At 37.8% G+C, this 24,222-nt stretch carries 21 protein-coding genes and 1 CRISPR repeat array; of the genes, 13 read left to right on the top strand and 8 right to left on the bottom strand.

Features of this window, described 5'->3' with window-relative positions; genetic code table 11:
- The first annotated feature begins 19 nt into the window (after nucleotides 1-19).
- Nucleotides 20-1,627, top strand: coding sequence for a sensor histidine kinase (locus QI031_RS21195; protein WP_281481613.1), 1,608 nt, complete (start codon nucleotides 20-22; stop codon nucleotides 1,625-1,627).
- A 69-nt stretch (nucleotides 1,628-1,696) separates the two neighbouring features.
- Here QI031_RS21195 and QI031_RS21190 read toward each other — a convergent pair whose 3' ends face one another.
- From QI031_RS21190 to QI031_RS21180, 3 genes are read right to left on the bottom strand one after another with little or no spacing between them, the layout of a single operon-like run.
- Entirely contained in the window at nucleotides 1,697-2,140 is a 444-nt protein-coding gene (locus tag QI031_RS21190) for a type II toxin-antitoxin system VapC family toxin (RefSeq protein ID WP_281481612.1), read from the bottom strand.
- A complete protein-coding gene (locus QI031_RS21185; protein WP_281481611.1) occupies nucleotides 2,140-2,445 on the bottom strand; it encodes a hypothetical protein in 306 nt (101 codons plus the stop codon). Before QI031_RS21185 ends, QI031_RS21190 begins: the two co-directional genes overlap by 1 nt.
- A 43-nt stretch (nucleotides 2,446-2,488) precedes the next feature.
- Nucleotides 2,489-2,710, bottom strand: a complete 222-nt coding sequence (locus QI031_RS21180) for an addiction module protein (protein ID WP_281481610.1) — start codon at nucleotides 2,708-2,710, stop codon at nucleotides 2,489-2,491.
- A gap of 273 nt (nucleotides 2,711-2,983) precedes the next feature.
- On the opposite strand from QI031_RS21180, the gene QI031_RS21175 reads away from it, so the two are divergent.
- Nucleotides 2,984-3,202, top strand: coding sequence for a hypothetical protein (locus tag QI031_RS21175; RefSeq protein ID WP_281481609.1), 219 nt, complete (start codon nucleotides 2,984-2,986; stop codon nucleotides 3,200-3,202).
- A 305-nt stretch (nucleotides 3,203-3,507) separates the two neighbouring features.
- Nucleotides 3,508-4,188: an ATP-dependent Zn protease gene (locus QI031_RS21170; RefSeq protein WP_281481608.1), complete on the top strand. Its 681-nt coding sequence runs from the start codon at nucleotides 3,508-3,510 to the stop codon at nucleotides 4,186-4,188.
- Nucleotides 4,189-4,362: 174 nt separating this feature from the next.
- On the opposite strand, the gene QI031_RS21165 is transcribed toward QI031_RS21170, so the two are convergent.
- Complete coding sequence (locus QI031_RS21165; RefSeq protein ID WP_281481607.1) at nucleotides 4,363-5,544, bottom strand: MFS transporter; 1,182 nt, start codon at nucleotides 5,542-5,544, stop codon at nucleotides 4,363-4,365.
- A gap of 86 nt (nucleotides 5,545-5,630) precedes the next feature.
- On the opposite strand from QI031_RS21165, the gene QI031_RS21160 reads away from it, so the two are divergent.
- Nucleotides 5,631-6,557: an ion channel gene (locus tag QI031_RS21160; RefSeq protein ID WP_281481606.1), complete on the top strand. Its 927-nt coding sequence runs from the start codon at nucleotides 5,631-5,633 to the stop codon at nucleotides 6,555-6,557.
- A gap of 355 nt (nucleotides 6,558-6,912) precedes the next feature.
- Here QI031_RS21160 and csx18 read toward each other — a convergent pair whose 3' ends face one another.
- The 4 genes from csx18 to QI031_RS21140 all read right to left on the bottom strand — a co-directional run bounded on the left by csx18 (nucleotide 6,913) and on the right by QI031_RS21140 (nucleotide 11,475).
- Complete coding sequence (csx18, locus tag QI031_RS21155; RefSeq protein WP_281481605.1) at nucleotides 6,913-7,176, bottom strand: CRISPR-associated protein Csx18; 264 nt, start codon at nucleotides 7,174-7,176, stop codon at nucleotides 6,913-6,915.
- A gap of 1,005 nt (nucleotides 7,177-8,181) precedes the next feature.
- Nucleotides 8,182-10,227 (bottom strand): AAA family ATPase, encoded by a 2,046-nt coding sequence (locus QI031_RS21150; RefSeq protein WP_281481604.1) that lies wholly within the window; start codon nucleotides 10,225-10,227, stop codon nucleotides 8,182-8,184.
- 175 nt (nucleotides 10,228-10,402) lie between these two features.
- The gene (locus QI031_RS21145) at nucleotides 10,403-10,927 is read right to left on the bottom strand and encodes an IS630 family transposase (protein WP_281485908.1); all 525 of its coding nucleotides are present in this window, start codon (nucleotides 10,925-10,927) and stop codon (nucleotides 10,403-10,405) included.
- Between the two features lie 47 nt (nucleotides 10,928-10,974).
- Complete coding sequence (locus QI031_RS21140; protein ID WP_281480997.1) at nucleotides 10,975-11,475, bottom strand: helix-turn-helix domain-containing protein; 501 nt, start codon at nucleotides 11,473-11,475, stop codon at nucleotides 10,975-10,977.
- 691 nt (nucleotides 11,476-12,166) lie between these two features.
- Here QI031_RS21140 and QI031_RS21135 point away from each other — a divergent pair.
- The 9 genes from QI031_RS21135 to QI031_RS21095 all read left to right on the top strand — a co-directional run bounded on the left by QI031_RS21135 (nucleotide 12,167) and on the right by QI031_RS21095 (nucleotide 24,099).
- The gene (locus tag QI031_RS21135) at nucleotides 12,167-12,463 is read left to right on the top strand and encodes a hypothetical protein (protein WP_425525979.1); all 297 of its coding nucleotides are present in this window, start codon (nucleotides 12,167-12,169) and stop codon (nucleotides 12,461-12,463) included.
- Between the two features lie 173 nt (nucleotides 12,464-12,636).
- A CRISPR array of direct repeats spans nucleotides 12,637-13,835; the repeat unit is 36 nt; unit sequence GTTTCCATTCATTCCGATTTGAAGTAATCGGGAAAG.
- A gap of 839 nt (nucleotides 13,836-14,674) precedes the next feature.
- A complete protein-coding gene (locus tag QI031_RS21130; RefSeq protein WP_281481603.1) occupies nucleotides 14,675-16,234 on the top strand; it encodes a Cas10/Cmr2 second palm domain-containing protein in 1,560 nt (519 codons plus the stop codon).
- Between the two features lie 246 nt (nucleotides 16,235-16,480).
- Complete coding sequence (locus tag QI031_RS21125) at nucleotides 16,481-17,467, top strand: type III-B CRISPR module-associated Cmr3 family protein (protein ID WP_281481602.1); 987 nt, start codon at nucleotides 16,481-16,483, stop codon at nucleotides 17,465-17,467.
- Nucleotides 17,468-17,469: 2 nt separating this feature from the next.
- Nucleotides 17,470-18,315 carry a type III-B CRISPR module RAMP protein Cmr4 gene (gene cmr4, locus QI031_RS21120; protein ID WP_281481601.1) on the top strand — a complete coding sequence of 282 codons (846 nt, stop codon included), beginning with the start codon at nucleotides 17,470-17,472 and terminating at the stop codon, nucleotides 18,313-18,315.
- A gap of 127 nt (nucleotides 18,316-18,442) precedes the next feature.
- A complete protein-coding gene (locus QI031_RS21115; protein ID WP_281481600.1) occupies nucleotides 18,443-18,730 on the top strand; it encodes a four helix bundle protein in 288 nt (95 codons plus the stop codon).
- Nucleotides 18,731-18,963: 233 nt separating this feature from the next.
- Nucleotides 18,964-19,380 (top strand): hypothetical protein, encoded by a 417-nt coding sequence (locus tag QI031_RS21110; protein WP_281481599.1) that lies wholly within the window; start codon nucleotides 18,964-18,966, stop codon nucleotides 19,378-19,380.
- Complete coding sequence (locus tag QI031_RS21105) at nucleotides 19,367-20,971, top strand: hypothetical protein (protein ID WP_281486089.1); 1,605 nt, start codon at nucleotides 19,367-19,369, stop codon at nucleotides 20,969-20,971. Before QI031_RS21110 ends, QI031_RS21105 begins: the two co-directional genes overlap by 14 nt.
- A 2-nt stretch (nucleotides 20,972-20,973) precedes the next feature.
- Nucleotides 20,974-22,311 (top strand): hypothetical protein, encoded by a 1,338-nt coding sequence (locus QI031_RS21100; RefSeq protein ID WP_281481598.1) that lies wholly within the window; start codon nucleotides 20,974-20,976, stop codon nucleotides 22,309-22,311.
- Nucleotides 22,312-22,788: 477 nt separating this feature from the next.
- The gene (locus QI031_RS21095; RefSeq protein WP_281481597.1) at nucleotides 22,789-24,099 is read left to right on the top strand and encodes an IS701 family transposase; all 1,311 of its coding nucleotides are present in this window, start codon (nucleotides 22,789-22,791) and stop codon (nucleotides 24,097-24,099) included.
- Nucleotides 24,100-24,222: the final 123 nt, after the last annotated feature.

Genomic DNA, 24,222 nt, shown 5'->3' with positions numbered 1-24,222 from the left:
CTTAGCATTTTTTGTTTTTATGAATATATTTCGTCCAACATCAATTGTAGTGGCAACAGTTGTCTTGACTATTTTCTTATTTCTCCCTGTAACTTGGATAACAAAACAAGAATACCAGCAATTTGATTATTTAATCCAGCATGAAATGCCATTAAACTCATTAACTGAAAGAATTATTTACCTAGATGAAGTACTCACTATGTCAGCAAAAATGTATGCAAATACAGGTGAGGTAAAGTGGAAACAAAGATATACATTATTTGGCTCAGAATTAGATTTAGAACTGAACAAATTTAGAAAATTAGCGCAACATCGTTTTTTAACTGAACGTGTTAAAACAATTGATATTGCTAATCAAAAATTAGTCAAAATGGAAGAAGAATCTTTTGTATTAGTCGAACAAGGAAAAAAATCAGAAGCCCAAATTTTATTATCTAGTGTTCAATATGAAACAGAGAAAACTAAATTAGGGGCAGGTATTGAGACTAGTAAATATTATATATCAAAAGAATTACAAGAGGATATTACGTTATACCGTAAACAGATGTTTTTTTCTATTGCTTTTGCTGTAATAAGTTTAATCTTACTCATTCCTTTATGGATCATTGTACTACGCTTACTACAAAAGTATTTAAAAGCTCGACAAATTGCACAACATGCTTTAATGAAAGCTAATCAAGAGTTAGAATTACGAGTTAAACAGCGAACACAAGAATTAAGCGATAAAAATATTCAACTTAAACAAACTGTTAAAAAGCTGCAACAAACTCAAACACAATTGATTCATGCAGAAAAAATGTCTTCTTTAGGTCAAATGGTAGCTGGTATTGCCCATGAAGTTAACAACCCGCTAAATTTTATTTTGGGTAATATAAAACACACGCAAACTTTTATACAAGACTTATTTAAGTTAATAGACATCTATCAGCAGCATTATTCTACTCCCCCTAAAGAAATTCAAATAGCAATTAAAAATATAGATTTAGATTTTGTGCGCCAAGATTATACTCAAGTTATTGGTTCGATGATGCAGGGTGTAAATAGGATTGAGAAAATAGTTAAATCGCTACGGACTTTTTCGCGTTTAGATGAGGCCGAACTTAAAGAAGTTGATATCCATGAAAGTATTGATAGTATATTGTTGATGTTACAATATCGATTACAATCGAATCATAATCAGTGTAAAATTTGCCTTGTTAAAGATTATGCTGTGCTGCCATTAGTCGAGTGTTATTCTAGTGAACTTAATCAAGTGATTCTGAATATTTTGAGTAATGCAATAGATGCTTTAGAAGAACGATATTTGCAGTGCATGATTGAGCAAAAAAGTAATCACATCAGCAATCTTTGTATTCGGACTGAAGTAATTTCCCAATCATGGATAGGACTTCACGTTATTGACAACGGCACTGGTATTGATGAATCTATCAAACACAAAATATTTGACCCCTTTTTCACTACTAAAACTGTAGGTAAAGGCACAGGTTTAGGATTATCAGTTAGTTATCAAATTATCACTAATAGACATTCTGGAAAGTTATATTGTAATTCTAAAATTGGACAAGGTACAGAAATGGTTATTGAAATTCCTGTAACTCAAAAATCAGTGATTAAAAAAGTTTTATAAGTATTTTTAAGAAAAAAGCTTGGTTTAGTAGGCGCGATCGCAACGATACAATCAAGTTAAATAAGAGAACTAAGGTGCGATCGCAGTTGGATTAACAGCAATAATTTCTGAGTAACGGGCAAAATCACTAATATTAAATGTAAGGATATGGGTTAACCCATGCACCAGCATTGCTGCAACCAGTCGAGCATCGTGGACATTGACCCCTTTTACTTGATACTGCATGGCAAGTCGCTCCCACTCGTTGTAAATGCTTGCGGTATCCGTCAGAAAAGTAAAGAAAGCCTTCAGCCGTCTGATTTCTTCAGAGGCTTCAGAGGCAGTATGACCTAGCCCATTTTTATTAGCTGGACGGGTATACACGTTCCAAAACTCGATGAGATTCTGCGGTACGATGCAGAGTGTTTCCCCCTGATTCCGCAGCAAGGAAGTTGCATTGGTCGCCGAGTTGTACATTGGGTGGTTAGGGTCTGCGCTCCGCAGCAGAACATTGGTGTCGAGCAGATAAGCCACTAGAGCCTCTCGTCCTCATACATACTTGATCGGCTGACCGCATAGTCAGAAAGGGGAGGTGTCTCATGGTGGTGACTTGCTGCCCATTCCCGGAAAGCTGTTACCCACTCCTCTGCTGTTGCGGTTTCATAGAAAGGGGGTTCTGTTGATGATTGCACCAGCTGCTCAAGCATGGTGTTCAAGTGAGGCTTAATCTCTAATGGACTACGGTTGGAAATCTTCGCTAACAAACGAGTAATTGTTTCAATATCCTGACTATGGGCTTGTTCTAAATTACTCATAATAGATTTTGATTGACTGTTCATGGCTTAAATATCATCGCTTTTAGGCTAATAATTAACTAGTAAATTATTCAGAAAAACCCAGTCTCTGCTTAACTTCTTCCCAGGACGAACCCTGCTTTGGGTTTTGACGATGTATTTCTAAACGTTTATCCAGTTCTTGCTTTTGCTCCTCCCTCAGAGAAACTGCATTAGTATCAGTCAAAATGCTATCCCATAAATCCTCTGCAAGTTGTATTCGCTCGGATACACTTAATTCTGAAATATCAACCTTTAATATGGGATGCATAATTATTTGCTGTTATTCACTATAATTTACAATTTTAAGTCAATTTAAGCGATCGCACTTTACGAAAATCTCCTAGAACAGCATGAAAAAACTCACAACGAGACGCTAGAACAACATGAGGCTGACAAAGCGCGGATTTGCCACAAACGCCAAGAACTTGAGCAGATACAGAACGAACTAGAAATAATTTTTAGTCAGAATATTTGAGCGCTAAAATTTACTCAACTTCGTAAACTTAAATTACTTTAACCTCAGAGTTGACGGCCTAATTCTATGACTACCCTCAATCAAGTCCTAGAAAGTGCTTTGCTACTGCCTTACGAACAGCAGGAAATGCTGATCGAGATTCTGCAAAATCGTCACCACGAGAGTCGTCGTGCAGAAATGGCTACGGATGCTCAACAAACCTTAGCTGATTTCCGAACAGGCAAATTTCAACACCAGTCAGCTGAAGATGTCATTACAGTATTGCGCCAGTCTCTGGATGAATAGTGAAGTCATTATTCTACTTGATTAAGACTTACACAAGAACTATCTAAAACCTTCTTAACTTAGTGTTCTTTGTCTTGAAAAGTTTGTTACGGAGGGAAACCCTCCGACGTTCGCAGACTCGCTACCGCTACGCTATGACAACTTTTCGCTATGTCCTTAGCGGTTCGTTTCTCCTTGATTTCGGAACCCACAATGAGGTGTACTAAATCACTCACTCTTGTCAACTCATTATGTAGTCCCATTTCCCTTAAAGCGAATCTTGCTTCATAATAAAGAAATATTAAGCTAGATTTAACAAACTCATAATGAGCCAAACTGCCCTAAATTTAGTCGCCATATCGATATTTCTCATGACTCTATCAGTACTGTTAGGGCCATTAATCAACTTATCCCCGACAGTGCCAGCCCTTGCTACCTTCACTATTTTGGGCATAGCCACATTAGATAACTTTGGTTTGCAAGGTAAGGGAGGTACTATCTTTTTAGATTGGATTGCGAGGTTTTCTCCTGAATACCGCGATCGCATTATCCACCATGAAGCGGGACATTTTCTCGTTGCTCATCTATTAGATATTCCTGTCACAGGCTACACCCTCAGCGCTTGGGAAGCCTGGAAACAAGGACAACCTGGGCAAGGTGGCGTTACTTTTGATGATGGTGAACTCGCATCTCAACTAGAAAAAGGTACAATCAGCGCTCAAATGTTAGATCGTTACTGCACTATTTGGATGGCGGGAATTGCTGCGGAAACTTTGGTATTTGAAAATGCTGAAGGTGGAGGTGATGATAAAACTAAGTTAGCAAGAGTCTTATCAGCTTTAGGTTTGTCGGAATCAACTCGTCAGCAAAAACAGCGCTTTCATACCCTGCAAGCGAAGAATTTGCTACAAGAAAATCGGTCTAGTTACGAAGCCTTAGTCCAAGCCATGCGAGAACGTGCTTCAGTAGAAGATTGTCAGAGTTTAGTGAAAAATGCTGAATTTTAGGTTTTCTTGCTAGAAGTCCTGCGCCGTAATATTTGTTATTTAAACTACAACGTTTATTTCTCTGTGTCCTCAGCGTCCTCTGCGGTTTATAAGTATTTATTTAACCGCAGAGGCGCTGAGAACGCTGAGACAGAAAAGAAGATTTACAAGTTACCTTGAAAGGACTAGTTCTATTTATTGTAATTGAGGCGCGTATCTTTTGCGGTTAGCGATCGCTAAAAATAACACTAAAAAAGTCAGGATTCCGGCTAAATATAAAGGATAGCCGTAGGTTATGGGCTGCGATTGATGAATCAGCGTTCCCGCAATCACGGGGCCAACACCATTAGAGATACTTAAATAAGATGCGTTTAAACCCATAGCAGTTCCTTGGTCTTTTGCTTGAGCATTCAAAGAAATTAATGTATTAATCATGGGTTGAACTAAAGAATTGAAGAGAGAAAATAATATTGCAACTATCACAAAATAAATAATATTTTGCCAAATTGGCATGAGAACAAACGATAAACTGCGAATAAATAAACCTAAAAATAATATACTTACTATATTAAATTTATTACTGAGAATTGAAACACCCCAAGTCTGCATAATTACGCCCAAAACTCCAAACAAAAGAAACATCAGCGTCAAAGTCTGGCTATTTTGACCCAACACATTAATAAAGTAAGGTTGAAAAGCATAGGTAAAAATGGTGAACGTAGTGCCAATAAAAAAGTTGATGATTAAAAGTACACCAACTTTTGGCATAGCTAAACCGCTAATTAAATTACCTAAACCTAAGTCAAAGATATTTTGTGCTTTATCAGCTTTGTTTTGCAGAGTTTCAGGTAAAAAGAAAAGTGTAACTAAAAGTCCTACAAATGCAACTGCACCCGCAACTAAAAAAGCCGCACCCAAAGAAATCTGCTGTGCTAGCAAACTTGTAGCTGGCCCTAATACAAAACCTAAACCAAATGCTGCACCGTAAACCCCAAATCCTCTAGCTCGGTTTTCGGAGGTGGTGACATCTGAAATAATTGCCTGAGCCACCGAAGCATTGCCGCCAGTGATACCATCTAAAAATCGTGCAAAGAACAGAAGACCTGCTGTTGTTGCAGTTCCAGCGATCAAGTTAGCAATTACAGTCCCAGCTAAACTGATAATCAATAAAGGTTTACGCCCAAAACGGTCAGAAAGTTTACCAATTACAGGCGTGGCAAAAAATTGAGCTACAGAGTAAATCGAAAATAACAAGCTAGTCTGAAAATCACTGAGGCCAAATCGTTTGCCATAAAGATAGATAATAGGAATTAAAATTGTCAAACTGAGGGAGTTAATAAAAGCAATTAAGGCGGTAATCCAAAAATTTCGATTCATCAGCGATTTATAACCACCAAGTTTTGAGTTAACGATTAGTCAGCTTTAGTCATACTACCTACTCGCCGTTTTTTTGGCTACTCTCAATGAAACTTCGACTGCCGAAATTTTTACGAAAGCAAAAACAGCATTCAATTCCACGAGTGCATATTAAAGTCCATCAAAATGGATTATTTGAGATTATGGGTATGGGTGCATGGTACTCTTACTGGCGTGATCCTTACCATTTGCTGCTGACAATTCCTTGGGTTGGTTTTATCAGTCTAATTTGTATTTCTTACGTAACTATTAATATCCTGTTTGCTGTGGCTTATTGGCTAGGAGGAGATTGTATTGCTAATGCTAAACCTGGCTCGTTTTTAGATGTCTTTTTCTTTAGCGTGCAAACCCTAGCATCTATCGGCTACGGTGCAATGTATCCGAAAACAACTTACGCCAATGTCGTTGTGACAATTGAAGCGATGATTGGCTTGGTGGGAATTGCTGTGATGACAGGACTAGCATTTGCGAGGTTTTCTAAACCAACTGCTCGCGTAGTGTTTAGCCGAGTTGTAGTGATTATACCTCACGAGGGAGTACCTACTTTGATGTTTCGCACTGCTAACAAGCGCCGGAACATGATTTTAGAGGCACAAATGAGGGTTTATTTAATGCGCGATGAAGTAACTGCCGAAGGGCAATTCATGCGCCGAATTTACGACCTGAAATTACTCAGAAGTCAAACGCCTAGCTTTACATTAACTTGGTCTGTGATGCATGTAATTGATGAGTTTAGTCCTTTGTATGGAGTGACTCCAGAATCATTAACTCAGACAAGCGCTTTATTAATTGTTTCTGTGAGTGGTATCGATGAAACAGTTGCACAAGTAGTTCATGCTCGTCATACTTATGGCGCTAATGATATTTTATGGAATAGTCGTTTTGTCGATATTATTCACCATACACCTGATGGAAATCGCTATATCGACTATAAAAATTTCCACGATGTTCAACCTTTAGATGATATATCCTAACTTATACCACTTCACAAAAAATATGATGTGAATGTAGGTTGGGTTGACGTAAGGAAACCCAACACCTTCATCCATGTTGGGTTGCGCTGCTTTTTTATACTGGCAGCAAAAAGAACAACGTACTGATTTAAACCCAACACCTTCATCCATGTTGGGTTGCGCTGCGCTTAACCCAACCTACATGTGTCGCAAACATTTTTTGAATTGGTATTAAATAATGGTAGTTGTACTTCGCCATGAATAGTTTCTCCTTGTTTGATAATTAAGGTTTCGCTCTTGAGGGTGATGTAACAACCTTGTTGTGAAACGTAAAGGGTACGCATAAAATTTTTAAGATAGATGATAAAAATATTAGTTATTTGTTATTTTCTTTGGTAAGTTGTGACTGTTGAGAAATGACTTCAGCAAGTAATGTTTTGATTTGAGATGGTTGGAGAAAGTTGATTATTGCATCACCTGCTGTGGCGTTAACAAAACTAGCTACTGTGACTAATATTGTGTTGATGATTACGGCTGCTAACCCAAGGGGTGCAATTAATAAGATAATAAGAGTGATAGTACCGTTGAGTAAGGCTACGCCTAAATTGCGGACTAATGCAGCGCAGGAAGAAATATACATAATTTTTATGGTTTATGGTTGTGCGAATTTGCTCTATGTCTTAAGGTAAAGACTGATTTGAGATTCTGCTACGGTTTTCATGCGAATGACGAATTTTTAACATTGCTCTAATTTTTCTGCGACGGGGTGGGTAAAAGATGGAAATGCTTATTTTCTCGTTGATGCGGCCGATGTCTTTCTGTGTAAGGGTTTCAGCTGCTTTATTTCTCTTAGTTGACGCAAAAATTACTATGTTCATCGACCCGGCCGCAAATGGCAACAGGACATTCGGCTGTGGAAGGGTTTAAAGTACAAGGAGCCGCTTCTATTTAATGAAGTGGAATTAATGGAAACAACTTTTTCTAGGATGCAGAAGCAAAGCTACTTTATGCCGCTTCTATTTAATGAAGTGGAATTAATGGAAACAATCCATTAGGATAAAAATAGACTTCTGTATTTATGGCCGCTTCTATTTAATGAAGTGGAATTAATGGAAACTCGTAACTAAAGAACCATACTCGACATTGGGTACTAGGCCGCTTCTATTTAATGAAGTGGAATTAATGGAAACTGAATAGGTTTTTGGATTATCTTCACCCCATTCTTTCGCGGCCGCTTCTATTTAATGAAGTGGAATTAATGGAAACCACCGTGTTATGCATGGCATTCAAACAGATATTTGAGGCCGCTTCTATTTAATGAAGTGGAATTAATGGAAACCTACTGTAGCCTTAGGTTCATCCTGAAGTAACCCAGGCCGCTTCTATTTAATGAAGTGGAATTAATGGAAACGTAATCTCTGCTGTGAGTTCTTCAAGATCCAAAAAGCCGCTTCTATTTAATGAAGTGGAATGAATGGAAACGTTTCACTGATAGTAATGTCGGGAATCGTACCATCTTGTTGCTTCTATTTAATGAAGTGGAATGAATGGAAACTTATTAATAGAAAACTCCATTAATAAAAAAAAGGTTGAGATAAATATCTCAACCTTTTTTAAATATATTTAAATTTACTCTTTTATATTTTTACTCATAAACGGCTAAAATTGCCCTACCCATTTCTTTAACTTTAATTATTAACTCTTCAGGTTTTACAACCTTAACATTTCCACCAAAACCAACAATCCACCTCAAAAACTCTACATCATCTAAATACCATTTAGGTAATTTTAATCGAAAGCGATTAGGAAAACATTTATCTTGCGTTTTTTTGAGACAAAAAATCGACTTGGGTAACGTTGACCTAACATTTTCGACAGGTAAAGACATCTTCATTTGCTGTGATGGAAATCTCTTAGTACCTTCAGTTATAAATCGAAAAATAACATCATTAAACCACATTTCTATAGTTACACAAACCTGGGAACCTTCTTGTTTATTCTGACTAAGAAATTTATCTTGGTCACTGGCGCTATACCCAAGAAAAACACCTATACTACTAGCAGAAAGTTTTTGTAATTTTTGTAATGAATTTTCTTGTTCTTGTCGTGAACGGACTCTGTTTTGAAGTTGACCGATAAATAATCTATCTAAACGCTCAAAACGCAAAAGACCTGTATATTTTCCTCCTTCACATTCGTAACCTAAATACCATGCTTGGTTATAAAAAACGATTTGTAAGGGAAATGCTAGGAAGAAACTTTCTTCATCAAGTGCAAATTTACCGCCGCCAGGAAAACGATTTAATTCTAGTAGTTGTCCTTTAACGATCGCCTCTTCAATTTGCTGTAAATTCTTAGATAAAGCATCTATTGGTAAAAACTCTGGGTCAATCATATTACGGTTGGCGATCGCCCGTGCCGGATATACTTTATTTATGCTCATTTTACTTTGCACCATCCGCGTAGCAAAAGTTTCATAAATATCCAGCGCCACGGGATCATCAAGGCTTTTAGCCTGAGACTGGAGAACATTAAACACTTTAGTTAATTCATATACTGACAAAATCGCTGTTCCTGCAAAATAGCCATCTCTGAGGGGAAATTCCGGCAATATTTTATAAGGCTTCAGCACCTTTTCAATATCTTTACGGACAGTATCTAAGCCATTACTATCAATAATCTCATGCTGTTGGAGTGCAGAGATAAGAGTTGGCAAACTTCCCTTACCTGTATTTTGTAATAATGGTTGATGAAGAATAAAACGAATGATTTGCACTAACCTTTGAAATGTGTACCAATCAGAATAGTTATGAGTTGCAAAACAAAATGGTGTAACAGAATGATGAAGTGGTGAAGTAATAGGAGAAGAGAAAAAAACAGTATTAGATCCAATGAGAGAATTTTGCTGTAACCAGTCTAAATCAAATGCGATCGCCTGAGCATCAGCATAGATTTTGCCGTGTAATTTACCCATAAAAGCGGTAACTTCTTCTAGGGAGTTAGCAAATTGAGGCACATAACCAAAAATACTTTCTAGCAAACTAGGGTGAGTGATTTGCAAAGTTCCCATACCCGGATAGTGGATAATCAGGGAAATTAGATACATGAGGCGTTCAAAATTTAGCAGCTGACTATATAAATGCAGAGTTACGTGACGATTGCGATTTGCACGGTTAGTCAGGGTGCGGTTAAGCTGTTGTATTTGGGTTGAGATTTGTTGAATGTTGAAGTTGTCGCCAGTAACATCAATTGCTTTAACGACTGCAAAACCTTCTGCTGCGACGGCGGGGAACTCTTGCAGAGATTTATGCATGTTCTCAATGATTATATCTGGAACTTGGCGATCGCGTTTTTGATTCCATAATTTGCAAGTTGCAATGGGGGTTCGCAGATACCACCCCATCCACTGAACTTCAACGCCATTGAGCTTTTTTAACAAATCCATCCGCCAAACGCGCTTGGCATTAGTGGCATCATAAATTACGCCATCACCTTGAGCTAATGTACTTACAATTTCACAGATAACTGCTTTTTCTATTTCTACCCAATCACCTTGGATATTTGCATCACCGTAAAGTTGCTGACGAATGACATCAGTAGAGACAATGCGGTAATTTCCTAGTTTTGCTAACTCGGCAGCGAAGGTGGATTTACCGCTACCCGGTACACCAATAAGAAAGTGACAAATCATCAGCAGTTCAACGCTAAAAGTTTTTGGTTCCTCAGTAGTTAATATGCTAAGTTGACGTAGCGAAATCTCGAAAAGGTAGATATATAAGGGAAATCATCTTATTAACGAAGATAATCGCTTTATATTGCCTCTTTACCCTGTTCCCCGTTCCCTGTTCCCTCTTAGTCATACCATTTCACGAAAAGCCTGATACAAATAAAGCATCCAGAATAAAACCCCAACCTGTAATATTCGCAACAATTGATGTGTTTAATTCCTCAAGACGTTGCCAAATAACTGTTCTTAACTCGTCCAAATTAGCAAAGCATTCCCAACTTAAATTCCTTTTTACTTCTTCCCATAAACGTTCAATGGGATTGACTTGGGGAGTATGTGGAGGTTGAAATAATAAAATAATATTTTCTGGAATTTTAAGAGTCTGGCTTAAATGAAAAGCACCATTGTCTAATTGAAGTATGTGTATATCTTCCGGATACGTAGCTGCAAACTGTTCTAAAAAGATATTGAAGCAAGCTGTGTTGAGATGAGAGAATTCCCAAATATAATACTCACCAGTTAACGGCTCTACTAAACCATATAAATAGAAATTTTCTCGTTTCCATTGCATGATGCCAATAGGTTTAATGCCACAAAGCGTGATCAGTCTTCCTAATTCTGTTTTTAATCCTACACGGCTTTCATCACCACACCAGTATCTAATTTCTTTATGTTTATCTTTTGGCTCTATGACGTGTTTTTTTATAACTTCTAGGTATTGTGGCAGTTTTTTTTAAATTCTAATTCTGCTTCTTCATTGTGTTTTATCCCTACTGCTCTTGGTACTTTTAACTTCGCTTTCATTCGATAGCGTACTGTATCATGTACTACTTTATACGACGCTCTCACACCTTGAACCGCTTTCAACCATGTTCGGATTTCTTCATAGCTTTTAAATCCAAATGGCTGTTCAAGTTCTTTTAAAAGTTGTTCTTTGGTCGAACCATCAATAATTGGCGGTCGCCCTGGACTTTTTTTTGTTGACAATAGACCGTTTATTCCCGACTCTGTATATGTTTTTAACCATCTTTGCACTGTCACTCTTTCTCTGCCTACGACAAAAGCTGCATCCTGTACCGTTCTTACTTGCCCCATTTTCAGTAAATACAAAGCTTGAACTCGTTCACGGCTTGATGCTGTTTTCTGTTTGACGAGCAGTTCATGCAACTGTTGGACTGATTCTTTTATTTCGACTTTGGTGACTCCAACCATTTTTACCCGTTCATATTTATTCCTAATTTATCTGTATCATACTTTTAGTGAATTGGTATCAGCTGCGAATTTAGCATAACAAGTATGGTAGAGCCAAGTTTTTCTACTTTCACTTTTAGCTGTTATTTGTTTATTGTCTAGGGTTTTCAAGCGAACAACGAAATAATTCGTAATTAATAAATTTAGAGAATTGGTAGAAGCTACTCAAAACAGAAAGCATTTAAGCATTCTGAGAAAGCAAAATGCCTTTTGACTTGCTAAATCTACCGAAATGAGAAAGTATTTAAGCCTTTTGAGAAAGTAAAATGCTTTTTGACTTGTTAAATCTACCGAAATGAGAAAGTATTTAAGCCTTTTGAGAAAGCAAAATGCCTTTTGACTTGCTGAATATACCAAAACGAAAAAGCATTTAAACCTTTTGAGAAAGCATTTAAGCATTTTGAGCAAATAATTACGGCTTTTGCTGATTAAATTTAGTCAAAATATGAAGTTTAAGTGAAGTTATGAAAGATATTCTTGTTGGGGGATGGGGTATAGAGGATATTTGTCAAGTCTAATCTATTACTTTTGCTTAAGTGGTTGACAAGTATAAAATTATACTTTAAAGTAGTAATAAGAAAGGCGATCGCCCTCTGCCAAGAATCTGCGATCGCCTTTCTGTAAACCCCCATTCTGGGAGACAATTACCATCATGGCACAAGTTCAAAAGTTTGTAGACAATCAAAATTTCGCTTTCTTACAACTGCAACAATACTTGGGTGACGAAAGCTTAAATATACTCATCTTTAATCAATTTTCTGAAAATCTCTTGCCAAAAAGAGAACCGATTAAACATTTATTGATTGGTTCTCCCAAAGCTGTTACTAGTACCATTCACTATCTGCAAGTGATTGGTTACGCCAGCACTGGAGACTGGAGTCCATTATTACCAACCGCCAACCCTGGCGAGGTGATGAGTATTTTAATTCGTCAGATTTTAATGCAGTAACTAATTGAAAAGCTAGCATTCTGACAAACAAAATCCCCGACTCTTTAAAAAAGTCGGGGATTTGTCTTTTTAATGAGTTTACATTCTTTCCGATTTCAGGCGATCGCAATCATAGCGCGTTTCCATCAAGAAAGAGTAGACGCAATGGGTTTCAATGGCGCATGGTGCGGAGAGTTTCCATTCATTCCGATTTTAAGCGATCGGGAAAGACTTCCTCAGGCGGAGGCCAACGGGCTATTCATGCCTCAAGGGTTTCCATTCATTCCGATTTTAAGCGATCGGGAAAGACGACCTACAAGATGCAGGTGTTTCTGAAGTTGATTCTAAGTTTCCATTCATTCCGATTTTAAGCGATCGGGAAAGGTTGGAACTGTGTGTTTTTCTTATGTGGACTGCTATAGTTTCCATTCATTCCGATTTGAAGTAATCGGGAAAGACCCCAAGTCCAGCACCAAGCCCGACTCCAAGGTTTCCATTCATTCCGATTTGAAGTAATCGGGAAAGCCGAAGCAACTGTTTCCAAGATATTTCACCAAAATGTTTCCATTCATTCCGATTTGAAGTAATCGGGAAAGGGTAGAAAAATGATTAATGCAGACCAATGCTACAGTTTCCATTCATTCCGATTTGAAGTAATCGGGAAAGTCTGAATCCCCATTGCCCCTCTTTGACGATGGGGTGTTTCCATTCATTCCGATTTGAAGTAATCGGGAAAGGAAAATGTATTACAATCCTTCCCTTCGAGGTCAAGTGTTTCCATTCATTCCGATTTGAAGTAATCGGGAAAGTTCCTGTTGGTTTATTTACTTCAGCATTGGCACTTTGTGTTTCCATTCATTCCGATTTGAAGTAATCGGGAAAGTGTCAAAGTTGAAAATGAGGTGGTTGCCTGGTATGAACCGTTTCCATTCATTCCGATTTGAAGTAATCGGGAAAGACCCACGTTAGACTTCAAACCAATATCTCCTGTTTGTTTCCATTCATTCCGATTTGAAGTAATCGGGAAAGTTGTGGTTCTAGGTCGGTGTATGGTGCAACAGTAAAAACGTTTCCATTCATTCCGATTTGAAGTAATCGGGAAAGAATTTCTCGCAAGTGGACGGAGATGGGGATCGAGGTTTCCATTCATTCCGATTTGAAGTAATCGGGAAAGTCAGGAGAAAGTCTGGGTTCGTGGTGCGCTGGAGGGTTTCCATTCATTCCGATTTGAAGTAATCGGGAAAGCCTCGCTGTTAGAAAATCGTTCACCATAAAGTAGCGGTGAAGTTTCCATTCATTCCGATTTGAAGTAATCGGGAAAGTTCATAACTTTCGATTACCGGCAGATATCCCCAAAGTTTCCATTCATTCCGATTTGAAGTAATCGGGAAAGAGTTCGTCTAGGAGCCTTTGCCCCGTAAGGCTTTCAGCCGCCAAATCGACGCATCTCTTAAAAATATCATATATGTTGTGCGAAAATAAGTAAAATACATACCTCAAACCCTTGTCCTGTAAGGCATCGACACACTAGAACGAAAAACATAGGGTTTCAGCGATTCGGCGAGGTGCGTCGATGAACATCTGAAACTCTCTCTTAACACCAAAACTCTTCATCTTCTCTGCGCCTCTGCGTGTTAGCAAAGCTGGGGTATAGCCCGATAAATTATCTCACAAATCTGCAACACCTTAAATAACCTGAGTTCGACGGCTCTAAAACACCCCTCTCAAAACCTCTCCCGTACGGTGTGAGAGGCTTTGAAACCTTTATTTTTTGGTTCAAAACTAAGAAACATTCTGCCCCTCTCCGCGTCGGAGAGGGGTTGGGGAGAGGTTGATCAAACTCACCTTAAATAAAATATCACTCAGACATCCAAACAAATTTCGTCATTCGCACGAAAAGGTATTTACATTCTCAGTTTTTCCGAGAAGATGTAAATGTCACAGTAATTTACCCAGTGTTACATAACTCCAAGCTTGCATATAAGTAAGTCGGTGCAATAAAACCAAACTGTGTGAAGAAAAGTAAATGAGGCTAAAACTCTTTTTCCTCCTGCTCCCTGCCCCCTGCCCCTTGCCTTGTCCCAACAATATTTACTCCGACCTACTTATTACTAGAGGTGCGTTGTGCAAACACCTAAAGGCTGACCACAGAGCAAAATTGTTACAAAGTATAACTACTGAATCAAAGTTCAAAATTCTCCTGTAATTTAGACAAGACCGCATCCAGTAACTATGGTAAACGTGGCCAAATATACAGCAACTACCTTTGCTCCCGTACAAGGATTCATTGAGAAATCCCGCAAACTCCGAGACTTATATGGTGCATCCCTGATTCTCTCTTATCTCAGCCAACAGCTAGTAAAAGAAGCTGAAAAAACCACAACAGTTATTTCTCCAGCACTTCCCAATGTCCAAAAAGGAATGCCCAATCGCATCCTAATTAAGGGAGAATTTTCTCAATCACAGGTAGAAAAAACCCTGTTATCTGCATGGAAGGGAATATTACAAGAATGTCGCACCTGGATAGAGAAGAAATTACCTGACTATAAATACTTCTGGGATAGAGAATGGACAAACTGGGGAAACCACGCCTGGGAAATCTTTTGGGCGGAAGGCGATAGTATTCAAGCGGCGATGGATAACTTAGAAACCCGCAAACTTTCTCGTGGGTGGACTGCGGTTAACTGGATAGGCGAAAGTTCTAGCTTAACTGGTACAGATGGAATTGCCTTTCCCGGCTTAGGCGGGGTAGAGAGAAAGCCTAAAAATCGCCAGTGGACAATAGAAAAAGATGATATTAAAACTTTTTATCAACGCCTCGCTTGCGTATTAGAAAATCTTCCTCAAGATGCAGAACCAGAAGGCAAATTTTTTGCACTTCATGAGAAATTAAGTATTCCCGAATTGGTTAAGCGTTTAGTCACACTTCCCGAAATTGCCCACAACTTAGGCATGTCTAAGCTAGAAAGCTTCAGTGAAATTTATCGTGGCCTTAAAGCCAAAAATGAGGAAGGTAAAGGACGCTGGACAGGTTGGTTTATGGGTGACGGCGATGAAGTAGGCAAACATTTAAAAAAATTAGCAGAATTAGAAAATGGTGATGATGAACTAAAAAAATTTAGTCAAGCTATGCGACTTTGGGGAAAAGATTTTACCAGAGATTTTCCTCAAGAAATTGGTCGAGTAGTTTATGCAGGTGGTGACGATTTTTTAGGCGCAATTTATCGAGAGAAAGACCAAGAACCTATTACAGCCAAACAAGCATTTGCATGGTTAACTACCCTACCCCAAACTTGGGAAAAACATGACCAAAAGATAGGCTTAAGTGTTGGCTTTGTTTGGGCTGGTTCTAGCGTTCCTCAAAGAGATATTTTAAAACATTGTCGTGAAGCCGAAAAGTTAGCCAAATCTTCAGGACGTGGACGAGTCACCATTCGCATAGTTTTTAACAGTGGTCAATATGTCCAGTGGACTTGTCCTTGGAATTATCTAGATATATTGACCAAATATCAAGACAGAGAGAAACAATCAAACTGGAGTCATATTTATCAAGATTTAGCTCAACTGCAATCCCGGCGTGCTTTTAACATTGACAAAAAAACTTTTAGCGAAAAATTCGCCATTGAGTTTTTTAATATTTACTTCCCAGGCGAAGGCGAGAAATTATTAAATTATGAACATGCTAAATATCTGGTTGGTTTTAGTGACGAAGATGATAGTTACGAACGAGCAGAAGCCACAGTTAACTGGATAAGTGACTTAATTAAAATAGGCTGGCATTTAAGTAATTAATAGGACTTACGCAAAGCCGATATTGTCATTGCGACCGGAACGGAGTGTAGGGAAGCAATCCCAGCGTTAGGGTAGATTACTTCGCTATCGCTCGTAATGACGGAGTTACGTTATTTTTGCGTAAGTCCTGATTAAATGAGAATAAATTCAAATATGTTAACCAATCTAAAAACTTATAAATTTTTCGTAGTGAGGACTTCAGTCCTCAAAAAAAGACGAAATTCCTAACTATAAACCTTGCTAGCCATGTTCAAATACCTAATCACCATCAATCCCTTAGGATTCATGTATGGAAGTGCAGGTGCATTTCTTTCACCTGATAACTTAGTTGGTCTTTCTGGCTTTAAATTTCCCCCAGAAGCCGCAACACTTTCAGGTTTAATTTTTAGCATTAACAAAATTACTGAAAAAATTCCCAAAAAAGAGCTAAGTGATAAATTATTTGTAGCTGGCCCTTTTTGGGCAAAAATCAAAGACAAGCAAAATTTTTATATTCCCATTCCTTGGCATAAAATCATTGCCAAAAAAGCAGTAGATGAATGGCAATTGAAAAATGGACAGTGGGAGTTAGAAAATAAAAGTGAAAAACTAGAACCTGATTATCGTTGGCAAACTATCAACTCTTGGGGAATTGCACCAAGAATACTCAAGTCCAATCAATCTGTTGCAGATAATCCGTGGGAATACGTTTCCTTTCTCCATCCCAAAATCAAACATTCAGAACGATGTGTACAAGACTCCGACGGATTATTTCTCGAAAACTCCGTTCAAATGTCAGATGATACCTGTTTAGTTTATCTCTCAACCTATTCCATCGAACCCGGTTGGTATCGCTTTGGCGGTGAAAACCACGTTGTCGAAATCGAGTGCGAAGAACTTAAAAATAAGAAATTCTTAGACCTATTAAATCAACCAATAAAACGCACCTTCGCTTTAATTACACCAGCAATTTGGGGTTCTAACCGCTTTTCTCACCGCCATCCCCAACACGAAAACTTTCCCGAAACCATACAAATGCTAACCGACAAACCAATACCTTACCGTTACCGCGCCAAAGGCAATTTAGGAAGAGGACGTTACGCAGTTCCGGCTGGTAGCGTGTATGTTTTAGCAGCACCTCTAAACAAACCTTGGTGTGAATGGGATGAAGCATGGTTTCCCAAAGAAGGTTACAGCCTTAAACAAGTAGGATGTGGTCTATGTTTACCAACAGAAATTAAAGGAGTAGCTTAAAAATGTATAAAAAAGCTTATGGAATTATTGAAACCTTAGCACCACTCCATGTCGGTGCAACCGCCGGAGAAGAAAGCGGTAATTTAAACTTAATTTTCCGTGACCAATTTACCCAAACAGGTATACTTCCTGGTAGTTCAATTCGCGGTCGTTTGCGTTCCGAAATGCGCCTCATCGATGGAGAACAAGCCGCCAGTTATTGGTATGGTAATGGTGCAGACTCAGAACAATCAGAAATCAACAGCGAATCTATCATCAAATTTGAATACGCTTCCATTCTTTGGCTACCAGTCTTTTGTCCTGGTCAACCAATTGTGTGGGTAACTAGTCCGCGCTTACTCCAACGCTACCAAAGAATCGCCGGTGATACTGTCACAATTAACGGTAAATCTCTCAAAGAAATAGAAATACCCGACCCTTACACAGGTTCAAAAAACTTAAAAGCCAGAGAATCTCAAGGTAAAAAAACCTTATTTTTCAACTTAGGTTTTTTGACCATCAACAAAACCGCAGACTTATCTCCTTGGTTCCCATCTGGAAAAGAAAAGCCAGCAGTCATAGTAGAAGATAGCGACATTTCGATAATTCATGACATGGCGCTATATCGTCAAAGTCGAGTCCGCTTAAAACCTGCCGAAAAAGTAGTAGATGGCGGTGGCTTCTTCAACACCGAAGCCTTACCAGAAGGAACCATCTTAGTTTTTCCCATCGCCATTAGAGACGACAAATCAGGTAAACAATGGGAACCTCTCAATAACACTCACAACGTAGATATTTACCTTGGAGGCTTAGAATCCATCGGCTTTGGTCACTGCAATTTAACATTAAAGGGAACAGGGAACAGATGAATAAGTTGTTAAAGAGAGTAGGGAAAAAATGAATAAAATAAGAGGTTTTTAAATGTCAGAAATTAATGATTTTAAAGATTTAAAAATTTGGCAAAAAGGTATGGATATAGTTTAAAAATGTTATTTCTTGACTAAAACTTTTCTTAAAGATGAGTTGTATGGAATGGTACAACAAATCAGGAGATCTGCGGCATCTATTCCAGCTAACATAGCAGAAGGTTATGGAAGAAGGTCAACCGCTGAGTATATCAGATTTCTTAATATTGCTCAAGGCTCAATTAACGAATTAGAAACACACATGATTTTATCTCAGAGGGTAGGAATATGTAGCCAAACGGATATAGAATCGATTATTTATTTACTTCGAGAAGAGAGTCGAATGATTATTTCTCTTATTAAAAAACTAGAAAAATGACCAGAGAGAGAAATTAGCTACCAAAAAAGGATGCAAGCCCCTTAATTAATGCCTCCTTATCAAAGTTCCCTAATTTTAATTATGGGGATTCCCCTGTTGCCCGTTCCCTGTTCCCTGTTCCCTCTACATTCATGCCTCCTTATCAAAGTTCCCTAATTTTAATTACGGGGATTCCCCCGTTGCCCGTTCCCTCCCTGTTCCCTGTTCCCTGTTCCCTCTACATTCATCAACTTATGACCTGGAAATCATACGACCTCGACCAAGAAGCACAACGCTTAATACTCAAGCACCGCGACCAAAAAGGAGTCATTGGTCAATCTCACAAAATGCGAATCACCGTAGCATTCGGTTTAGAAAGATTTTGGGGAGAACAATTACGCCTCTTAGACAAAGAACCACCCAAAGGCGAATATTGGCGCGATACCTGGAAAAGCTTTGCCAAAATCATGCTAAAAGCGGGAATTGAACTTCCCCAGGAAAATGTCAGCAACAAAGACACCATAAAAATTCAAGAAATTGCCACTAAATTATGGCAACTTCCCCCAGAAGACCAAAGAATTTGTTTAGCTGTTCTGACTCAATTTTGCGACAGCTTGGTTTGGTGGACTCAGCGTTATAAAAAATTAGGAGTCGATGATGACCAACAGTAACGAAGTTCCTTTAATGTTTCAAGCACAAATTGCAGGACGCGGACAAATTCAATACATCAAAAATCCCAAACAGTCAGAAAGATGGATTGATGAATGGGTAGAAGGTTCTGCAATCGATGCTCCTACATTTCACACCAACATCAAAACAAAAGAGTATAAAATAACTTGGCGCTTTGTTTCTAACAGCGGACAAGACGAAGATATCATTCGTCCAGTCATCGCCGCAAAAGGATTTCCCTTTTACCCAGGTGCAAGTATGAAAGGCGCTTTTTCACGCGCTTGCACCTCAGAACAACGTGAAAAATATTGCGGCGGAAAACTAACTAACGACGATACCCAACCGGGAAGTTTACGCTTTCATGGTGGTTATCCCAAAGATGCAACTTGGGTTGAACAACCATTAATCGATGTAGTTCATCCTCAACAAGATTGGCAAATTAAAAATAACGATAGCCATTCAGCCTTTATTCAGATATCCCTTTATCAACCCACATTAGTATTCGGCATTTCCAGTACCAAAATACTAGAACCCAGCGAATGGGAAATCATCTGGAATATTTGGGATAAAGCCATAGAAAAAGGTATAGGTTCTAGAGTCAGTGCTGGTTACGGTCAACCGATAAATCAGCCCGAAACCAAGTTAGTCACTTTTAACCTACGTGGACAAGGTTTAGCATCACAGTTAATCGATAAAAGTGGTGAATTTCGACCCAACATTTTTAAAGCCGCCTTACGCGGTCACACTTTGCGGTTATTTAGTGGTGTCACCGACGAAAATACAGCCGAAGAATTAACTAGAGAACTTTGGGGAGGTTTCGCTGGTAAAAACGGTGCTGTTGTAGGACAGTTAGGAATTGCTTTTAATGCTGTTGATTTAGAGATGGATGAATATCGGTATGGTCGAAATACCATGCCTATTTATGAATTAAATGCAGGAACTCTCAATATTCTCAGCATGGGTGATATCTCAACAGAATACAAAAAAGAATTGAGGACATTAGCAACACAAATTTTCAGATTTGCGATGCTGCTTGGTAGTTTTGGTAAATCGTGGCGACGCATTGACCATCGTCTCTTCTTTCCAGAATATGAGAAACATCTAATAGGTTGTCATTGGCAATTTACGCAACAATCAAATAAATACTATTTTCCCGTAAATAACATTAACCATATTACAAATATCCTGAATGATATTCATAAAACTGTAAATAATTGGTTGCAATTAAAAGGTAAAATTCCTAGTAATCAAGTAAGTTATTGGCGTGAATCATTTCATCCTCAAAAAGTGCAAGTTTGGGGACGCATTGCCCAAGATGAAGATGACAGTTTAGCCGTGAGATGGTTTCACGGTAATTATCAAGGAGTCAAATCAATTAAAGGTTCAAGCCTTACAGGTAAGCTAGGTCAAATTGGCAGACTTTGGCATCGCATGTATCCGCGCTATATCAAAACTAAAGAAGGAGAAATCAGGCGTAAAGGCAAAGAGTATGTAGAGTTACTGACGATTTTTCCTGATAAAAAAGATGAAATAACACAGGATTTTTTGACTTTCTTACCAACTAGCGACTTTACCAAACTTTGGGGCAAATAAATATGAATATGTGGATTGTGACAACAGGCAATAGTGATATTATCCTCAAACATGACAAGAACTGGGGAAATTTATATAGTGAAGTCAGATATGATTTGGAATGTACAGAATTTGCTTCACCTATTCAGAAAGATCCATATAATAAAGAGGCAGGATATACAGTACCTCCCAGAATTTTAGGTTTAGTCTATGGCAATCAATCAGATGAATACAAGTCTGATTTAGAGTTTCCTCTATTAGATACTTATTACCAACATTTTTTAGATAAAAAAACTAAGCCAGAAAGAATAGTTATTCTGCTTACAGACCAAGCTGAAATATTTGATGAAGACCAAAGACTTTACGAAAAATGTCCTTTTTGGCAAGACACTTGTACACTTACCCCTCTATTGGAGTGGTATTTTAAATACAAGTTTGACTCTCATCCAGAATTTTTATATCTAACACCAAAAACCACAGATAGAGGTATAGATAATTGGAATCAAACTCTTGTTTTAGTACAAGAAAAATTTCGTACCTTAGATTGTAATTTTCTGAAAACAGTTTATGTTAGTCATCAAGCTGGAACACCAGCAATATCTTCAGCTGTTCAATTTATGAGTTTAGCTAGATTTGGCAAGCAAGTTAAATTTTTAGTAAGTAATGAATATGAACCTAGGGAACCTATCTTTATTGATAGTCCTATCTATTTAAAAGGACTTCAGTTACAAGAAGCAAAAGCTTTACTAGAACGCTTTGATTATTCAGGTGTCAAACGTTTATTAAAGCAACTTTGGGAAGGAGAAGTTAATTCTCAAGAGCAGAAAATTAAAGATTTATTAGATATGGCTATTCTCTGGAATTGTGCAGATTTTAAAAAGTTTGCACAAGCTAGAGAAAAACTTGCAAAAGAACGCTTAGATGAGTGGTGGTGGGTAGGTTATGAAGCAGCTTATTTAGGAATGGTACGGCTAGAGCAAGGCAATACTGTTGAGGCACTATTTCATAGTTTTCGCGCTGTAGAAGGGCTGATTAGAGATAGAAATAGAAGCAGTAAAGAATCTCTTCACCAACTAATATCAAAATTACCAGACTGGCAAAAAAATGTCGATTTTAAAATATTTAATGAGACTACCAGAAAGGAAAGAAATAGTTTATTTCATAATATATTAGGATTAGAAGAAATTGAAGTGTTTAAAAGATGGGAGACTAATAATAAGAAAGCTTGGGAAGCTAGAGTATTAAATTGTCTTAATTATATTACAGGACAAAAATTTACTTCTTTGGAGAAAGCTACTCTTATGTATGATGTACATAAAGAATTAAAAAACTTAATTAGTAATTATGAACTTAAAATATAGAAACAAGAATAGCGATCGCACTACATCTATACTTATGTGAAAGAGTAAAGTTGACAGGCGATCGCTGAAACAATATTTTTGGATTAGTTTACGAAAATAGGGGCTATAATTCTTGTATTAAAAGTTTTTTAAACCCCAGCAGTTTCTAGTTATACCATTTCACGAAAAATCTGATACAGATCCAAACCCTGAAAGCTTTGCTGCATTTAGGTTTTTTAATTGCGAATTGCGAATTGGTATAACCATGTAAAGACGAATTAATGCAAACTTTGTAGCAAAATAAAAGTGTTGTGTCTGCAATACAACGCTTTTGAAAATATAAGTTCTACTACATTCTTGTCTTTACTAACCATGTAGAGGCGAATTAATAAAAACGCGGCAACAGTCGGCGTGCTTAACTAATAAAAACTTAACCCTCTTTTATCACTCTCGACAAAGTATAATTAGGAGCGATCGCAAAAACACCAGACAGAGAGTATGGTTGAGCCTCGCCGAAGCGCACCCACAGTAAAATTTGTGGACGAATACTGCCATTTGTATCAAAACCTCTTTCCAGAAGTTAGAAGCTTTGAAGCTTTTAAGTACCTACACATGGGATGTGTTTCTGATATAAAACGTAAAACTTTACCGGAAATAGCGAAAATTGTAGGGCTAGATAATCATCAAGCATTACACCATTTTTTAACAGAATCACCCTGGGATGTACAAGAATTAAGGAGGCAAAGGTTAGAATTAATATTATATATACTTCAAGGTCGCCCAATCATACTAATAATTGATGAGACAGGGGATAAGAAAAAAGGAAATACGACTGATTATGTGAAACGACAGTACATTGGAAATTTAGGTAAAACAGATAACGGTATTGTGGCGGTTACAGCATATGCAGTCTTATCTGGAATGACGTTTCCTCTAATATTTGAAGTATATAAACCGAGGGAAAGACTACAACCAGGAGAGAAATATTTAACCAAACCCGAAATCGCCGGGATAATGATAAGAAAATTGCGGTCGATGGGGTTTAGATTCAATCTGGTGCTGGCGGATAGTTTATATGGTGAAAGTAGTAAAAGTTTTTTAAGCGTACTAAATGAATTAAATCTTAATTTTATTGTAGCGATTCGCTCAAACCATAGAGCATGGGGAATTACAGACTCAAAAGTAAAATACTCAGATTGGCAAAGATTCAAGCGTGTTTTCTCGGATTTAAGTTCAGAGAATAGATATATTAGAGAGATAATATGTGGCAAAAAATCGGAAGTAAGGTATTGGCAAATAACAACGGATATTGAAGTTCTTCCAAAAAACACGACTTGGTATGTCATGAGTAAATATCCAGAGATTACTCCAAGAGATGTGGGCAATTTTTATGGTTTAAGAACTTGGGTAGAATATGGTTTAAAACAAAGTAAAAATGAATTAGGATGGGCAGATTTTCGCCTAACTCATTATTCACAAATAGAGAAGTGGTGGGAAATTGTTTTTAGTGCCTATCTGTTGGTTAGTCTTCATTCCGAACAACTGCTAAAATTACCACCACAATCTGAATCTAGATTTTCATCACATCCTGGGTGGAATCAAGGCAATGGTTGGAATAGTATTCTGAATAACCTCCGTTTGATACTTCAGCCATTTACATTATTTAACTTAATTAAACCTTGGTTAGCGGTCTTTACAGTCCCTAAGCTATCTGAGGGATTTTTTCAACTTCAAATGATTGTTAATAATCTGACTTGCTCAATTTTTCAAAACTTCAATATCTCTTATTTCTATTTTTCCTCTGCCTAGAGTGACAAAAGAGGGTTAAATAATATAAAAGGGCATCTAAAGCTAGATGCCCGTCATGCAGGAAAACCCAAAAGGGTTGTCCCTACACCTTCCCAACTATCAGCAACAGTGGCTAACTTTTTA

This window comes from Halotia branconii CENA392 (assembly GCF_029953635.1).
GTDB classification, from domain to species: domain Bacteria; phylum Cyanobacteriota; class Cyanobacteriia; order Cyanobacteriales; family Nostocaceae; genus Halotia; species Halotia branconii.
The sequence above is the reverse complement of the archived record's forward strand: the minus strand, read 5'-3'. Positions and strand labels throughout refer to the sequence as shown.

Excerpts from the sequence above, each read along its gene's own strand:
- QI031_RS21195 (WP_281481613.1), top strand. The coding sequence starts at position 20 with ATGAATATATTTCGTCCAACATCAATTGTAGTGGCAACAGTTGTCTTG.
- QI031_RS21185 (WP_281481611.1), bottom strand. The coding sequence starts at position 2,445 with ATGAACAGTCAATCAAAATCTATTATGAGTAATTTAGAACAAGCCCAT.
- QI031_RS21180 (WP_281481610.1), bottom strand. The coding sequence starts at position 2,710 with ATGCATCCCATATTAAAGGTTGATATTTCAGAATTAAGTGTATCCGAG.
- QI031_RS21175 (WP_281481609.1), top strand. The coding sequence starts at position 2,984 with ATGACTACCCTCAATCAAGTCCTAGAAAGTGCTTTGCTACTGCCTTAC.
- QI031_RS21170 (WP_281481608.1), top strand. The coding sequence starts at position 3,508 with ATGAGCCAAACTGCCCTAAATTTAGTCGCCATATCGATATTTCTCATG.
- QI031_RS21165 (WP_281481607.1), bottom strand. The coding sequence starts at position 5,544 with ATGAATCGAAATTTTTGGATTACCGCCTTAATTGCTTTTATTAACTCC.
- QI031_RS21160 (WP_281481606.1), top strand. The coding sequence starts at position 5,631 with ATGAAACTTCGACTGCCGAAATTTTTACGAAAGCAAAAACAGCATTCA.
- csx18 (WP_281481605.1), bottom strand. The coding sequence starts at position 7,176 with ATGTATATTTCTTCCTGCGCTGCATTAGTCCGCAATTTAGGCGTAGCC.
- QI031_RS21150 (WP_281481604.1), bottom strand. The coding sequence starts at position 10,227 with ATGATTTGTCACTTTCTTATTGGTGTACCGGGTAGCGGTAAATCCACC.
- QI031_RS21140 (WP_281480997.1), bottom strand. The coding sequence starts at position 11,475 with ATGGTTGGAGTCACCAAAGTCGAAATAAAAGAATCAGTCCAACAGTTG.
- QI031_RS21135 (WP_425525979.1), top strand. The coding sequence starts at position 12,167 with ATGGCACAAGTTCAAAAGTTTGTAGACAATCAAAATTTCGCTTTCTTA.
- QI031_RS21130 (WP_281481603.1), top strand. The coding sequence starts at position 14,675 with ATGGTAAACGTGGCCAAATATACAGCAACTACCTTTGCTCCCGTACAA.
- QI031_RS21125 (WP_281481602.1), top strand. The coding sequence starts at position 16,481 with ATGTTCAAATACCTAATCACCATCAATCCCTTAGGATTCATGTATGGA.
- cmr4 (WP_281481601.1), top strand. The coding sequence starts at position 17,470 with ATGTATAAAAAAGCTTATGGAATTATTGAAACCTTAGCACCACTCCAT.
- QI031_RS21110 (WP_281481599.1), top strand. The coding sequence starts at position 18,964 with ATGACCTGGAAATCATACGACCTCGACCAAGAAGCACAACGCTTAATA.
- QI031_RS21105 (WP_281486089.1), top strand. The coding sequence starts at position 19,367 with ATGACCAACAGTAACGAAGTTCCTTTAATGTTTCAAGCACAAATTGCA.
- QI031_RS21100 (WP_281481598.1), top strand. The coding sequence starts at position 20,974 with ATGAATATGTGGATTGTGACAACAGGCAATAGTGATATTATCCTCAAA.
- QI031_RS21095 (WP_281481597.1), top strand. The coding sequence starts at position 22,789 with ATGGTTGAGCCTCGCCGAAGCGCACCCACAGTAAAATTTGTGGACGAA.